At 67.5% G+C, this 14,493-nt stretch carries 11 protein-coding genes; 3 read left to right on the top strand and 8 right to left on the bottom strand.

The features are described 5' to 3' along the window. The coding region (locus tag BHE75_RS09165) for a TonB-dependent receptor domain-containing protein (protein ID WP_191225169.1) at positions 1-1,652 on the top strand (1,652 nt) is incomplete at its 5' end. On the opposite strand, the gene BHE75_RS09160 is transcribed toward BHE75_RS09165, so the two are convergent. Continuing rightward, a complete protein-coding gene (locus BHE75_RS09160; protein WP_070933668.1) occupies positions 1,613-2,638 on the bottom strand; it encodes a DUF2268 domain-containing putative Zn-dependent protease in 1,026 nt (341 codons plus the stop codon). The two genes, BHE75_RS09165 and BHE75_RS09160, sit on opposite strands and share 40 nt — an antisense overlap. A gap of 232 nt (positions 2,639-2,870) precedes the next feature. Between BHE75_RS09160 and BHE75_RS09155 the strand changes: the two genes are divergently transcribed. Beyond that, the gene (locus BHE75_RS09155) at positions 2,871-4,040 is read left to right on the top strand and encodes a sulfotransferase family protein (RefSeq protein ID WP_015460303.1); all 1,170 of its coding nucleotides are present in this window, start codon (positions 2,871-2,873) and stop codon (positions 4,038-4,040) included. A 36-nt stretch (positions 4,041-4,076) separates the two neighbouring features. Here the strand turns inward: BHE75_RS09155 and BHE75_RS09150 are convergent, their stop codons facing one another. The 4 genes from BHE75_RS09150 to BHE75_RS09135 all read right to left on the bottom strand — a co-directional run bounded on the left by BHE75_RS09150 (position 4,077) and on the right by BHE75_RS09135 (position 8,275). Then, positions 4,077-5,456 carry a sensor histidine kinase gene (locus BHE75_RS09150; RefSeq protein WP_070935689.1) on the bottom strand — a complete coding sequence of 460 codons (1,380 nt, stop codon included), beginning with the start codon at positions 5,454-5,456 and terminating at the stop codon, positions 4,077-4,079. Continuing rightward, positions 5,456-6,271 (bottom strand): DUF2336 domain-containing protein, encoded by an 816-nt coding sequence (locus tag BHE75_RS09145; protein ID WP_438830617.1) that lies wholly within the window; start codon positions 6,269-6,271, stop codon positions 5,456-5,458. Before BHE75_RS09145 ends, BHE75_RS09150 begins: the two co-directional genes overlap by 1 nt. A 366-nt stretch (positions 6,272-6,637) precedes the next feature. Then, on the bottom strand, positions 6,638-7,867 hold the full coding sequence (locus BHE75_RS09140; RefSeq protein WP_070933666.1) for a hypothetical protein: 1,230 nt from the start codon (positions 7,865-7,867) through the stop codon (positions 6,638-6,640). Between the two features lie 108 nt (positions 7,868-7,975). Next, on the bottom strand, positions 7,976-8,275 hold the full coding sequence (locus BHE75_RS09135; protein WP_070933665.1) for an Hpt domain-containing protein: 300 nt from the start codon (positions 8,273-8,275) through the stop codon (positions 7,976-7,978). Positions 8,276-8,372: 97 nt separating this feature from the next. On the opposite strand from BHE75_RS09135, the gene BHE75_RS09130 reads away from it, so the two are divergent. Beyond that, complete coding sequence (locus BHE75_RS09130) at positions 8,373-10,544, top strand: hypothetical protein (protein WP_070933664.1); 2,172 nt, start codon at positions 8,373-8,375, stop codon at positions 10,542-10,544. A gap of 5 nt (positions 10,545-10,549) precedes the next feature. Here the strand turns inward: BHE75_RS09130 and BHE75_RS09125 are convergent, their stop codons facing one another. From BHE75_RS09125 to BHE75_RS09115, 3 genes are all read right to left on the bottom strand, one after another. Next, complete coding sequence (locus BHE75_RS09125; RefSeq protein WP_070933663.1) at positions 10,550-11,995, bottom strand: MATE family efflux transporter; 1,446 nt, start codon at positions 11,993-11,995, stop codon at positions 10,550-10,552. Between the two features lie 154 nt (positions 11,996-12,149). Beyond that, positions 12,150-13,946, bottom strand: a complete 1,797-nt coding sequence (locus BHE75_RS09120; RefSeq protein ID WP_070933662.1) for an acyl-CoA dehydrogenase C-terminal domain-containing protein — start codon at positions 13,944-13,946, stop codon at positions 12,150-12,152. A gap of 21 nt (positions 13,947-13,967) precedes the next feature. Next, positions 13,968-14,459: a MerR family transcriptional regulator gene (locus tag BHE75_RS09115; protein ID WP_070933661.1), complete on the bottom strand. Its 492-nt coding sequence runs from the start codon at positions 14,457-14,459 to the stop codon at positions 13,968-13,970. Positions 14,460-14,493 lie beyond the last annotated feature (34 nt).

Below are 14,493 nucleotides of genomic sequence, written 5' to 3'. Positions count from 1 at the left end.
GCCAGATCGGCAACCGCTATAACGATCGCTTCTACGCGGCGATGGACGCGGTGGACGAAGGCCAGTTCCTCACCGGCACGCCCAACGGCAATATCGTCTGCCGATCGAACCTCGATCCGACGGCCTTGCCTTTCCAGCCGCTGGCGAGCCCCGGCATCAACAATTTCGGTTCCTTCACTCCGGGCCCGAATAGCGGGTGCGTGCCGCTCAATCCGTTCGGCGAGGGATCGCCCAGCCAGCAGGCGATCGACTGGGTCACGCTCACCAGCATCGCTCGCGACAAGCTGACCCAGCATGTCGTGTCCGGGTCGGTCAGCGGCGATCTCGGTGGCCTCTTCTCGCTGCCGGGCGGCGACGTCGGCTATGCGATCGGCGCCGAATATCGGCGGGAAGGCAGCAAATCCACGCCTGATCCGGCCGACACGGCCGGCTTCACCTTCAACAATGTGCTGCTGCCCTCCAAGGGGCATTATGATGTCTGGGAGATTTTCGGCGAAATCAATGTGCCGCTGCTCAAGGACAGGCCCTTTGCCGAGGAGCTGAGCTTCGGCGGTGCCGTCCGCTATTCGGATTACAGCACCGTCGGCAGCACATGGACGTGGAAGGTGGACGGCGTCTACGCACCGATCCGCGACGTCCGCTTCCGCGCCACCTATGCCGAAGCGGTGCGCGCGCCGAACATCTCCGAACTGTTCGATCCGGCGAACCAGACCTTCCTGTTCATTGATGACCCATGCGACGTCAACAACGTCAACAATGGCGCCTCTACCCGGCGGGCCAATTGCGCGGCCCTCCTCACCGCAGCGGGCGCCGATCCCAATACTTTCCGGGACCCCAATTCCGCTTCCATTCCCGGCGTGCAGACCGGCAATCCCGATCTGACCGAGGAGACCGCCAAGACGACCACCGCCGGCATCGTGCTGCAGCCGCGCTTCCTGCCCGGCCTCACCGCCTCGGTCGACTGGTATAATATCAAGCTCAAGAGCGCGATCACCACGGTGACGGCGCAGCGCCTGGCCGATCTCTGCGTCGATCAGGCCACCATCGACAACCAGTTCTGCGCGAACATCACGCGGCAGGTGGGCGGCGCCAATGCGGGCGGGATAACGGGCTTCACATTGCTGCCCCAGAACGTCGCCAATTTCCACACGCGCGGCGTCGATTTCACCGTCAACTACCAGTTCGCGGTGGGGGAGGCCGATCGCATCGCCCTGAACCTCGTCGGCGGCTATCTCGACAAGCTGACCTTCATCGGCTCACCGGGGGCGGACCCTTCCAACGACCGCAACGTCGCCCAGAGCGTCAATGGCGGCCCCGCGCCGAAATGGCTGCTGAACTTCGACGCGACGTGGAAGCACGGCCCGCTCACCGTCAATTACGGCTTCAACTATTTCGGTAAGACCCTGCGCTTCCTCCGGTCCACCACGACCGGGGACGACGATTATGTGGAGAAGAAATATTTCCACCTGAAATCCAAGCAGGAACATGAAATCCAGCTGAGCTACGACATCAACGAACGGTTCAACGTCTATTTCGGAGTCAACAACCTGTTCGACCAGAAACCGGACTTTGCCGAGGTTTTCCTGCCTATCTCCGGCGTCGGCCGCTATTTCTACGCCGGTGCCAAGGTGAAGCTGGCCGATATCTTCTGAAGCGATCTCTCGGCGCCGCTCCATCGCCGGGCGGCGCCGGCATCGCCCGCCTCCTGTTGCAACGCCATTCCCGGCCGCCAGCCGCTCGCCGCGAGGATAGCCTTCGGATCGCGCAGCTCGAACAGATCACGCAGCGCCCGATGCTTGTCCTTCGCGCGTTGGTAATAGGCCTTGGCAATGCGGTAGCCGACCCAATAGCCCAGATCGCCCGGCGTCTCGTTCGTGCCGTTGTAGAACCAGTCCGAAAGGTCGGCCTTGTCCTGGTCGGCCATGAACCGGGCCTCGATTTCCGCCTCGTGCCCCTTGGCGATCGCAGCAGGCGCCATATTGCCGACATTGCCGGAAATCAGCTCCGCCACCAGCTCCGCGCCCCCTTCCCGCAAGCCCGCTTCCAGAACGGTCATCCGGCCATCCTCGGGCTCGGGGCTCTGCTGGATATGGGCATATTCGTGCGCTATCACGTGGACGAAGCGATCTTCCGGATCGGGGTTCATGTAACGGGTGGCGCAAAGCCCCTCCAGACCGATGCGCACGCCCTCCCCGTCCGTCATGCCCACGGGCTTGGTCCGCGATACGGCGATCGTGATCGGTGGGAAGCGGGCCTCGGGATAAAGTTCGCGGAACCGCGCCAGCGCGGCAGCCACCCTCGGCTTCACGCGCGGCAGCACGGCCATGCACGCCCGTGCATTCTCATAAGCCTGGGGCCGCGCGGCGATGGCGGCCGCGATCGTCGCCCCCGTCACGTTGCGCTGCGCCGCCAACTGGCGGAGCCCCGCCGATCCCGCATCCAGATATTCGCGCTGCAGCCGCTCCGCGCCCGGCTTGCCCCCGGTCGCGTCATAAAGCCGGTAGAAGCGCGTCACGTCATCGACGTCGATTATCGGCGTTGCGGGCGGCCCGGCGCCTGCCCCACCCGCATGTGCCGCCGCGAAGCCCAGCGCGGCGCAGATCAGCAGGCGCTGGCGAAGGCTGGTGGCGCTGGGCACGGGCTATTCCTTTTCGATCGACGGCAATCGGCAGCCATCCTGTTCGGGGCGACCGCACGGGTCAAATTCCGGCACTGACTTCCCACGGCCATTAATGTCCGCCACGATAAATCCGCGTCCGATGCGCGATGGCGGGGGCGTTGACGCTCATGCGCACCCGCCGCCATATGGGATTGCGTAGTTCATCATTTACAACCGCTATGATTGACAAAATGCGGAATATGGAGGGGATATGACGGCGAAGGTTCCCGATCGCGAGGCATTGATCGCGGAAGCGAAGGCGAAGACCGGGCTCGACGATTTCGGCGATACCTGGTTCTTCTCGCACATCGATGCCCTCATCCCCGCCTTCAACGGCGAGGCGAAGCTGAGCGATGCGGGCGCGGCCTATGCGCGCGAAACGGTGGTCACGTCGCTGGTGAACCGCCTCCGCTTCGTCGAGATGTTCAAGCAGCATCCCGAGATCGACGAGGAGGAGGTCGAGGTCGCGGCCGTCGTCGTCGGCCTGCCGCGCACCGGCAGCACCATGCTTCACCGCATGCTGGCGGCGGCGCCGGGGATGACCGGGTGCCGCTGGTACGAAACCAAGAACTACGTCCCCTTCCCCGGCGAGGAACGCGGCAATCCCGAACCGCGCCGCGCCGAGGCGAAGGTGCTGATGGATTATATGGTGCAGGCCATCCCGGAGCTGATGTCGATCCATCCGATGGATATCGACCAGCCGGATGAAGAGCTGATCATCATGGGGCAGCTTTTCTCCTCGACGATGATCGAGGGCACCTTCTTCGTGCCGAGCTTCGCGCGCTGGCTGATGCAGCATGATCGCATCCAGGTCTATCGCGACCTCAAGCAGATATTGAAGCTGCTGCAATGGTCCGATCCCAGCCGCAAGGGCGCCAAGTGGGTGCTGAAGACGCCGGGCCACCTGATGGGCATCGATGGCGTGATCGAGGTGTTCCCCGAGGCCAAGATCGTCATGACGCACCGCGATCCTGTGCAGACCGTGCCGTCTTATTCCAGCATGATGGCCAATCTCTATTCGATGGTATCGGATGAGGTGACGCGCGAGGAAGTCGGCGCTTTCTGGATCGATCGCCTGGCGGAACTGCTCAACACCTTCGTTGCCGAGCGCGAGAAGGTGGGCGGCCGCAACTTCATCGACGTGCGCTATACCGAACAGCTTTCGGAACCGGTGAAGGTGGGCCGTTACGTGCTGGAACAGGCCGGCATCACCGTGACCCCGGAAATCGAGGCCGGCATGGCCGAGTGGATCGAAGCCAACAAGCGCGAGGATCGCGCGCCGCATAAATATTCGCTCGAGGATTTCGGCCTCACCCGCGCGCAGGTGGAGGAGAAGTTCCGCAGCTATCGCGAGGCCTTCCTCGAAAAGACCCCGGCCTGATCCCGACGCGCGCCGTTGCGCGCGTGATCCGTTACCTCAACCCTGCCCCGGTTCCACCGCGGGCAGGGTGAAGGTGAATCGCGCGCCCTGCCCCAGCTGGCTCTCCACCGTCAGGTCGCCCCCCATCGCCCGCGCCAGCCGCCGCGCGATATAGAGCCCGAGCCCGGTCCCCGCGCCATCGCCCGGTTGCAGCCGCTCGAACTTCTCGAAGATGCGCTCATGATCCGCCGGGTCGATGCCCCGGCCCTGATCCGCCACTGTCACCGCCGCATAGCTCCCTTGTCGTTCGCACCTGAGCCACACGGCCCCGCCTTCGGGCGAATGGCGCACGGCATTGCCGATGATGTTGACGAGCACCTGCAGCGCCCGCCGGAAATCGCCCTGGACGGGCAGTGCTTCGTCCGCCGCCGGCCGATCGATCCGCACGCCGCGGTCCGCCGCCCGCCCGCCCAGCAGCCCTGCGGCGCGGCGCACGGCATCGGCGATGTCGAGCCGCTCGATCGCCGGCGCGAAATCCGGCCGCTCGATCGCCTGGAGATCGACGAGATCGTCGACCAACGCCAGCAGGTGCCGGCCCGCGGCCGCGATATCGGCAGCATAATTGGCATAATCGCGCCGCAGCGGCCCGTCGGCCTGGGCGCGGATATGTTCGGCGCTGGCGATGATCCGGTCGAGCGGATCGCGCAGCGCCGTGTCGAGCCGCCGGCCGAAGGCTTCGGCCTGGACTCGATCGACGCTGGTGCCGCCGCTGTCGGTAACGGGCAGCAGCACCGGCGCGCTGGGCGGGGATATGGCCACCGCCGCGCCGCGCAGCCCGGCAAAGCGGCCGGCGGCATCGAAGATCGGCACCGCCGAAAGCCGCACCCCGCCCCCGCCTTCGCGCAGTTCGCCCTCCTGATCGTCGAAGCGGCGCTGGGTGGCGATCGCGTCCAGGATAGGCAGCACTCCGGCCTCATTCTCCCGCAAGGTGACGAGCTTGGTCAGCGGCTGGCCAAGCAGGGATTCGCGGGACGGCACCACGCCGGGCGACAGAGCGGTGATCTTCAGCGCGTCATCGGTTTCCCAGAGCCAGTCTGCGGAGGCCCGGATGAAATCATGCTCGCGGTCGATCGTCGTGGCCGGGAAGGAGTCGGCGGCGGGCCGCGCCGTCCATCCGGCGATCGCCAGCGCCACGCCCTCCCCCTGCGGTTCGGCGCGCACCCACAGCTCGAGATCGGTTTCGCCATCGGCCGCGATCACGCCGCGCGAGACGACGATTCCCAGCCGGCGCGCGAGCCGGGCGATGCTGGCCACCTGCGGAACCGCCAGCACGCCGCCGGCAAGGCCGCCGGCGCGCAAATGCAGCCCTTCCAGCGCGGCATCCGCCTCGACCAGCCGGAAATCCCGGTCCAGGCGCCCATGGATGGGGGCCATCATCATCGCAGCCCCGCGTCGAGTTCGTCGATGGCGGCGCGGAACGCCGGCTCCAGCCGCCATGGCCGCAGCACCTCGTCCGCGCGGTTGCGGTCGAGCATCATGAAGGCTTCGATGCGGGCGGCGGCAGTATCGGGGTCGACATCGCTCGGCACGCAGCGGAACAGGATGTCGGCAGCCGCCTCCGCCTCCATGCCGATGGCGCTCAGCAGCACGGCAAGGCGGCTGCCGTCGGCGTCGAAGAGCATGTCCCACGCCGCGCCGAATTCGATCCCCGCGCGCAGCGCCAGCCCGGCCACGGTCAGCGCCACCCGGCCTTCGCCCAGCGCGCGCGCGATCACCGCATCGGTAAGGCGCCCGCCGGCGCGCAGCAGCAGCAGCGCGAGCGCCATCGCCCGCCCTTCCAGCGTGGCGCTTTCGTCATGGCCCGACAGCAGATGCTGCGCGGCGAGGCCGACTTCGCGATCGGCGGTGGCGGCATCGAGCCGGCCGATATCGATCATGTAGCGGCGCAGGCAGGCCGCCACCCGCCAGATCAGCCGATGCTGGATATCGGCGGGCAGATCGGTGCGGGCCAGCACGGGATCCTGAAAACGATCTATCCGCCGGCTTTCCGCGACCACCATCGCCATGGCGGCTTCCGCGATCGCCGGTTCGGCATCCTCGACGNGCAGGTCGATCAGCGGCGGTTCCGGGGCGATCGTCGCCATGCGCGCGGCGGCGAGGCGCAAGGCGACGCTCAGCCGATGCTCCTCCGCCCGCCGCAGCACCAATCCGACCAGCTCGGCATCGCGGAGCAGGCCGGCCTGCTCCATCATCGGCGCGGCGATCGGCACGGCGCCGGCGGTGATCGCGGCGGCCAGCACCGGATCGCGCGCTTCCAGCCTTTGGCCGATACGATCGCGCAGATCATCCTCGACGGTGCAGATCAGCCGTTGGAGGAGGTTGGCGGCGGCAATCCGCTCGATATCCCGCAAGCGGCGGCCATCCGGCAGGAACAGGTCGATCAGCGCCAGCCGGATGCGTTCGCGGCCCGCCACCTGCGCGCGCGCGGCATCGCCCAGAAGGCGTTCGGCACCGTCAACAGAATCCGGAACGAAGGCGACCATTGCCACGGCTTATCGCGACGCGGTTAAAGCGGGCTTAAACGAAATTGGCGAACGGATGCGATCACTTGGCCATGTTCAGGCGGGCTCGCTTGCCTGCGCGGCGACGCGGATCGCCACCTCGCGCTGGACGAAACCGAAGGAGGCGAGCGCATAGGCCGCCAGCACGGCGACGCCCGCCAGCCATTGGCCGATCAGGGCGAAGGGCAGCATCGCCCAGATCAACCCGTCGAGGCTGGCGATCCAGTGCGGCGCCAAACCGCCCGGCAGATGCCGGAGGATGCGCTGCTCGCCCGCCAGCGCGGCCATGGCGAGCAGCAGCATCGCCGCCACGGGCCAGGCGCCCCAGCCGGTTTCCTTCGCCAGATCGAACGAAAGGATCAGGAGCGCCGCCACCGCCGCAAGGGACCGCGCGATGAAGAAGGCGCCCGACCAGCGCAGCGGCGACAGGCGCGCGCCGGCAAGCCGTTCGGCGACGGCGGCGATCGGGCCGGAAAGCATCAGCGCCGCCTGGCCCGCAAGGCGCCATCCCGCCGCGATCAATATGCCGGCCGCGACGGCGGCGGTGACGGCGCCGACCGCGAACCAGATCGGGTCGGTTCCCCGGCGGAGCAGCGGCGGCGCGACCACGCCCTCGATCAACGGAAAAACATGCCGCCAGGGCCAGTCGCGCCCGCGCGGCCTGGCGGTGGCGAGCATGTGCCGGTCGAATCCCTCCAGATCGATTATCCCGTCCACCAGCAGCGGCGTCCTGCCGGCCGCATTGCCGGCGGTGGCATCGACTCGTTCGGCGTCGCTCTGCACGGCACGGCGCAGCAAGGTGGATTCCACGTCCCAATCGCCCAGCATCGCGGCGGTATCCCGCAGGAAGGCGCCGCTCACCAGCATCAGCCCGCCCCAGCGGACGGTGGCGTCCATCCGTTCGAACATCGCGCGATCGGGCTCGTCCGGCACCGTCAGCAGCGCCGGCGCCCGCGCCTTGACCATCCTGCGGAACAATCGGGGCGAGGCCAGGCAGCCATCGCCCACCACCAGAAGCTCCTCGTCGGGATGGATGCGGTCCGCCGCGTCGTTCACCCCGCGCGCGATCTCGACCCGCATGCCGCTGCGCCGCAGCCGCTCCACCGCCTGCGCCAGGGCCACGGGAACGCGCTCCGCCAGCACGACCACATTGTCCGCGCCGGCGAGGGCCGCCAGCCGGGCCTGATGCTCCAGCAAGGTCCGCCCGGCGAGCGGCAGGGTAGACCGCAGCCCTTCGGCCTCGTCACTCGCATAACGGTAAGCAGATATCAGCGCCGCAAGCGCCACAAGCGTCCCCCGATCCTATCGCGCCTCAGCGATAAGCCGGGAAGCCGGATGATGCAAAGCCGCCCGCGACGAAAGGCCGGCCGGCGGGGCCGGCGGCGGCAAAGGGCTTCAGGATGCGAGGCCGCCGATAACCGCGTCGATGGCGCGGGAAAGCACGGTGTTTCCAGGCGTATCCTGCGCCGCCTTTTCGGCCAGGTCCATCAGCTCGAACGCGCCGAAGCTGGCCGCGAGCCCCTGGAGGCGCATCGCCGACGCCCGCCATTCCGCCACGTCCGCCGTGCGGCCCATGGCATCGGCATGGCCGCGCGCGCCGGAAAGAAAGGCCTGGCGCAGCTCCGCGGCCAGCATGGCATCGTCTCCCACGGCGGCGGAAAGCGTGGCTTCAAGGGCGCGCGGATCATATTTCATGGGCGCCAGTCTCGCATGAACGCCTTAACAGGGCGTTGCATGCCATCGCCGTGCTCTCGGCCCTTTCGCCACGCCCGAAAGCTGATAAACAAAGATCATGAACCAGGGGGTCCGATCCACCGACCAATGGCGCGAGCACCGCGCGCTGCTCGAAGCCATTTCGCGCAATCGTGAAGACGCCGCCACGGCCGTCGAGGCCCCGCCCCAAAGCGTCGCGGTCGCCCCCCAGGCGCCGGAACCGGAGGCAGAACCCGCGATCGAGCCCGCCTCGTCCTGGCAGGGCCGCGTGACGGCGGCCGTCCTGCTCGTGGCGGCGGCGATCTGGATCGTGGCGGTCGGCACCTCCGTCGAGGCGGATGGATCGCCCCTCACCCGCGCGACGGCGCTCATCTCGCTCGCGAGCGGGCCGTTGGCCCTGCTGGGCGTGATCTTCATCGTCCTGCAGCGCTCCAGCCGGAAGGAAGCCGCCCGGTTCGGCCAGACGGCCCAGGCGATGCGGGCCGAGTCCGCGCTTCTGGAAAGCGTGATCGGCCGGCTGGCCGACCGGATATCCGAAAGCCGGAAGGATTTGGCGGATCAGGCCCAGCAACTGATGTCGCTGGGCGACGATACCGCGCTTCGCCTGAGCGAGATCGCGGCCGCCATGGGGCGCGAGACCAGGATATTGCGGGCGGAATCGGACAATCTGGAAACCGCCGCCGAAATCGCCCGCAGCGATCTGGGCGTGCTGATCGACGATCTGCCTCGGATGGACGAGCAGGTTCGCGGCATTTCCGATCGCCTGCGCCAGACGGCGGGCGAGGCCGGCGGCAGGGTGGATGCCCTGCAGGCCCAGCTTGCGGCGCTGGAGACGCAGAGCGAGAAGGCCGACCAGGCGGCATCGGGCGCGGCGCGGCAGCTTGCGGAGCAGATCGCCCGGATCGACGAGCAAGGCGCCCGAATCGATGCGCGCATGGCCGAAGCGGCGACCGCGCTCGCCGCGCGGATCGAGGATATGGGCAGCCGGATCGATTCCCTTGCCGGCGGCTTCGCCACCCGCAATGCCGAAAGCCAGGCCGCGATCGACGCCATCGCCCGGTCGCTCGACGAGATCGAGGCGCGGTTCGCCGGGCTGTCCGGCAAGGGCAATGATGCCGTCCAGGCGCTGATCGACGCGGTCGGCCGGCTGCGCGAGCAAAGCGAAGGCCTGGCCGATCGGCTCGCCACCGCCGCCCCGGCAACGGAGGCCCTCGTCGAGCGCGCGGCGGCGCTCAAATCCGCGCTGGATGCGAGCACCGCCGGCATCGGCAGCGACATTCCCGCCGCGCTTGCCGGAATCGAGGCTCAGGCCGGGCGCAGCCATGCCGCGATCACGGCGCTGCTGCCCGAGGCAAGCGCGCTGGAACGCGCCCTCGCGCTCGCCACCGGCGGCATCGCCGATGCCGGCCAGTCGCTGGCGGATCAGCGCGCGGTGATCGAGGATATGCATCGCATCGCCGGCGACCGGCTGGCCGAAGTCCGCACCCGTTCGGAGGAGTTGCAGGCAAGCCTGGCCCAGGCCGAGGACAGCGCGAAGCAGCTTGCCGAAAAGGCCGGGCCGCAGCTCGTCGAGGCGCTGCTCCGCGTGCGGGAGACGGCCGTTCAGACGGCGGACCATGCCCGCGAGACCATCGGCACCGTCATTCCCTCCGCCGCGACCGATCTGGGCGCCGCCGCCCGCGACGCGATCGAGAAGGCGATGCGCGAGGCGCTCGGCACGCAATTGGAGGAGGTGGCCACGGCCGCCGACCGCGCCGTTTCCGCCGCGACATCGGCCAACGAGCGGCTGCAGCAACAGCTTCTCGCCATCCGCGATACGGCCGCCGCCGTGGATGCGCGGATCGACGAGGTTCAGGCGCAGGTGGCCGAGGCGGACGAGGAAAGCTTCTCCCGCCGCGCGGCCCTGCTGGTGGAATCGCTGAACTCCACCGCGATCGACATCGCCAAGATCCTGTCCAACGACGTGACCGACAGCGCCTGGACATCCTATCTGAAGGGCGATCGCAGCATCTTCACCCGCCGCGCCGTGCGGCTGCTCGACACGGCCGAGAGCAAGGAAATCGTCCGGCATTATGAGGAAGAGCCGGAGTTCAGGGAGCAGGTGAACCGCTACGTCCACGATTTCGAGGCGATGCTGCGCCGGGTGCTCGCCCAGCGCGACGGCGCGCCGCTGAGCGTGACCTTGCTGTCCTCCGACATGGGCAAGCTCTACGTGGCGCTGGCCCAGGCGATCGAGCGGCTGCGGGCCTGATCCCGTCAGCCGTTCGGCTGGGCGCGGCCGGCCGGATCGGTGCTGGAAATCACCATCTCCTCCGCCTCGATCGGATCGGTCGGCGGCATCATCCGCAGCGCGCGCCATCCGCCGAACCGGAAATAGGCGATCGTCAGCACCAGCGTGGTGAGCGAACCGGCGTTGTAGCTCCACCAGATCGCGTCCGCGCCGATCCGCGGCTGGAAGCTGGCGGCCAGCCCCAGCCGGACCGGGAAGAAGGCGATGACCAGGATCAGGAGCGGCACCATCACCGCGCCGTTCGCCCGCACCACGGCCGACAGCACCGATGTGATGCCGAACAGGATGAAGCCCCAGCTGACGATCAGGTTCATGTGCCGGGCAATCGCCATGGCATGCCCGTCATTCCCCAGGAACAGCGACAAGGCGTGGCGATCGATGGCGAGCAGCAGCAGCACGGCCGATCCGGTCATCAGCACGTTCATGCCGATGCCCGCGCGGGTGACCTGGCTCACCCGATCCCAACGGTTCGCGCCGATATTCTGGGCGGCCATGGCGCTCACCGCCGCGCCCAGCGCCATCGCCGGCATCTGGATATAGGTCCAGAGCTGGTTTGCCGCGCCATAAGCGGCCGTCACCGCCGCCCCTTCCCGGTTGACCAGCCCGATCATCGCCAGCGCCGAAACCGATACGACCAGCATCTGCAGGCCCATCGGCACGCCCTTGAACACGATCGTTTTCAGAAGGCGAAGGTCGGGCAGGAGATAGCCAATCTCCCGCCCGCGCAACCGCAGCGGCAGATCGCGCCGGTAGATATAAGCGACCAGCGCGAGAAGGCCGACGATATTGGCGATGAGGGTGGCCGCCGCCGATCCCCGGATGCCGAGTTGAGGGGCCGGCCCCAGCCCCAGGATCAGCACCGGGTTGAGTATGACGTCGATCACAGCCGACAGGATCATGAACCACAGGGGCGTCAGCGAATCGCCCGATCCGCGCAGGCCCATGGTGATCAGCACCACGATCATGCTGGGCGGCAGGCCGAGGAAGATGATGCGCAGATAGGCCAGCGCGAGGCCGAATACCTCCGGCGGCGTGGCCAGCAGGTGGAGCAGGGATGGCGCCCACAGCCATCCGGCCAGCGCGACCAGCGATGCCGCCACGGCGAACATGCCGATGGTCGTGCCGATCACGCGCCGCGCGCCATCCACGTCGTGCGCGCCGATGCGCTGCCCGATCAGGATCGTCGCGGCCATGCCGAACCCGAACACGGCCGAGAACATCAGGAACATGACGAGGTTGGCATTGGCCGTCGCCGCCAGCGCGGCCTCGCCCAGAAACTGGCCGACCCAGATGGCGTTGATCGATCCGTTCAACGACTGGAGGATGCTGGACCCGAGCGTCGGCAACGCGAACAGCAGCAACGTGCGGGCGATCGGCCCCTGCGTAAGGTCCCGCCCCGGGCGTGTCGCCATATCCTACTCTCCGTCCCACGCCGGCGGATACCGGGCCCTGCGTGTGTAGCCGCTGGCGCCGGCGGGGCAAGGCGCCGATCGCAGGCCCCCGACATTTCGGGACCGAAGTCTCGCCCCCGGCCCGATGACGAAAACGGGCCGGGGGCGATAGGGATCAGAAGGCTTCGACGGGAAGCGTCATCATGCTTTCGGCGCCGCTTTCGATCTTGCGGCGCAGCGAGCCCGCATCCGGCAGGATGCGTTCCGCGAAGAAACGCGCGGTGACGAGCTTGGCTTCGTGGAAGGCGCGGTCGCCGCCGTCCCCGGCCGCGATCGCGGCCGTCGAGGCGCGGGCCATCTTCAGCCACATCCAGCCGAGCGACACGATCCCCAGCAGCGTCATATAGCTATAGGCCGCGGCGCCGGCATTGTCGGGATTGGCGAGGCCGTTCTGCATCAGCCACATGCTAGCCGCCTGCAATTCGCCCAGCGCCTTTTCCAGCCTGCCCGCAAGATCGGCCGTTTCCGGCGTCGCCTTGCCCTGGGCGATCTCCTCGCCGATCAGGGCCAGCAGCGCCATCATCGCCCGCCCGCCGTTCATCGGCAGCTTGCGGCCCACCAGATCCATGGCCTGCACGCCGTTCGTGCCCTCATAGATCTGCGAGATGCGGGCATCGCGCACATATTGCTCCATCCCCCATTCGCGGATGTAGCCGTGGCCGCCATAGACCTGCTGGGATTTGGTGGCGATGTCGTAACCCAGGTCGGTCACATAGCCCTTGATGACCGGCGTCAGCAGCGAGATCAGGTCATCGGCCTGCTGCCGCTCCTCCTCGGTCGCCGCATGGTGGGCGAGATCGACCTGAAGGCCGCCCCACAGGCACAGCGCGCGGGCGCCTTCCAGGCAGGCCTTGCTTTCCATCAGCATGCGGCGGACGTCGGGGTGCACGAACAGCGGATCGGCCTTCTGGTCCGGCTCCTTCGGACCGGTGAGCGCGCGTCCCTGCCGGCGATCCTTCGCATATTGCACGGCATTCTGATAGGCGACCTCGCCCACGGACAGGCCCTGCAGGCCCACGCCCAGGCGCGCGGCGTTCATCATGATGAACATCGCCGCGAGGCCCTTATTCTCCTCGCCCACGAGGAAGCCGGTGGCGCCGTCATAGTTCATGACGCAGGTGGAATTGCCGTGGATGCCCATCTTCTCCTCGATGGAGCCGCACGACACGGCGTTGCGATCGCCGATCGATCCGTCCGCGCCCACCATGAACTTGGGGACGATGAACAGGCTGATGCCCTTCACATTGTCCGGCGCGCCCGTCACCTTGGCCAGCACCAGGTGGATGATGTTCTCCGTCAGGTCATGCTCGCCCGAGGAAATGAAGATCTTGGTGCCGGTGATGGCATAGGTGCCGTCGCCCTTCGGCTCGGCCTTGGTGCGGATCAGCCCGAGGTCGGTGCCGCAATGCGGCTCCGTCAGGTTCATGGTGCCGCCCCATTCGCCGGAGATCATCTTCGGCGTGTAGAGCGCCTTCTGCTCGTCCGAACCCTTGGCGAGGATCGCGGCCGTGGCGCCCATGGTGAGGCCGTTATACATGGCGAAGGCCATGTTGGCGCTGATCAGATATTCCTCGAAGGCCGTCGCGACGACATGGGGCATGCCCTGCCCGCCAAATTCGGTCGGCCCCGAAAGCGTCGGCCACCCCGCCTCGCGGAAGGCGTCATAAGCCGCCTTGAAGCCGGTGGGCGTCGTCACGCTCCCGTCCGGGTGGCGGGTGCACCCTTCGTGGTCCCCCACCTGGTTGAGGGGGAAGAGCACTTCCTCGCAGAATTTCGCGCCTTCGGTGAGGACCGCCTCGACCATGTCCGGCGAGGCGGCTTCGAAGCCGGGAAGATTGGAATAGCGGTCGAGGCCGATGATGGCGTCGAACACATAGCGGGTATCGCGCACCGGCGCGGAATAGATTGGCATTGCAGGCTCCTGCTCTTGCTCTCAGGCGTCGTTTCCGGTGTTCCGGGCGCGCTTGCTTTCGGCCAGACGGCGGGCTTCCCGCTCGGCCGCCTCTACGCGCTTCGGATCATCCTCCGCGCTGTTCACCAGTTCCACGAAATCCATCAGTTCGGCGATCGCGGCGTCGATGTCCTCGCGCTGGCGCCGCAGCGCTTCTATGCGCGCCTCGCACTTCTCCACCGTGACATGGCGCTGCGTGGCGCGGCCATCGTCGAGATCGTAGAGATCGATCATCTCGCGTATCTCGGCAAGGCTGAAACCTACGCGCTTGCCCCGCAATATCCAGGCGAGGCGGGCGCGATCCCGCTTCGAATAGACCCTGGCCAGCCCGACGCGCTCGGGCGCGATCAGGCCTTCATCCTCATAGAAACGCAGCGCGCGCGCCGTGACCCCGAACTCTTCGGACAGGTCCGAGATCGTATAGGATTCGCGATTCTGCGCGTCGGGCGTGTCGATCGTGGCATGAACAGGCATGCCGCCATGCTAGTTTACGCTCACGTCAACGTCA

Source organism: Edaphosphingomonas haloaromaticamans (assembly GCF_001853345.1).
GTDB lineage: Bacteria > Pseudomonadota > Alphaproteobacteria > Sphingomonadales > Sphingomonadaceae > Sphingomonas_E > Sphingomonas_E fennica.
The sequence above is the reverse complement of the archived record's forward strand: the minus strand, read 5'-3'. Positions and strand labels throughout refer to the sequence as shown.

Coding starts and splice junctions, on each gene's coding strand:
- BHE75_RS09150 (WP_070935689.1), bottom strand. CDS start 5,456: ATGATGGCCCCCATCCATGGGCGCCTGGACCGGGATTTCCGGCTGGTC.
- BHE75_RS09125 (WP_070933663.1), bottom strand. CDS start 11,995: ATGGCGACACGCCCGGGGCGGGACCTTACGCAGGGGCCGATCGCCCGC.
- BHE75_RS09120 (WP_070933662.1), bottom strand. CDS start 13,946: ATGCCAATCTATTCCGCGCCGGTGCGCGATACCCGCTATGTGTTCGAC.
- BHE75_RS09155 (WP_015460303.1), top strand. CDS start 2,871: ATGACGGCGAAGGTTCCCGATCGCGAGGCATTGATCGCGGAAGCGAAG.
- BHE75_RS09130 (WP_070933664.1), top strand. CDS start 8,373: ATGAACCAGGGGGTCCGATCCACCGACCAATGGCGCGAGCACCGCGCG.
- BHE75_RS09115 (WP_070933661.1), bottom strand. CDS start 14,459: ATGCCTGTTCATGCCACGATCGACACGCCCGACGCGCAGAATCGCGAA.
- BHE75_RS09135 (WP_070933665.1), bottom strand. CDS start 8,275: ATGAAATATGATCCGCGCGCCCTTGAAGCCACGCTTTCCGCCGCCGTG.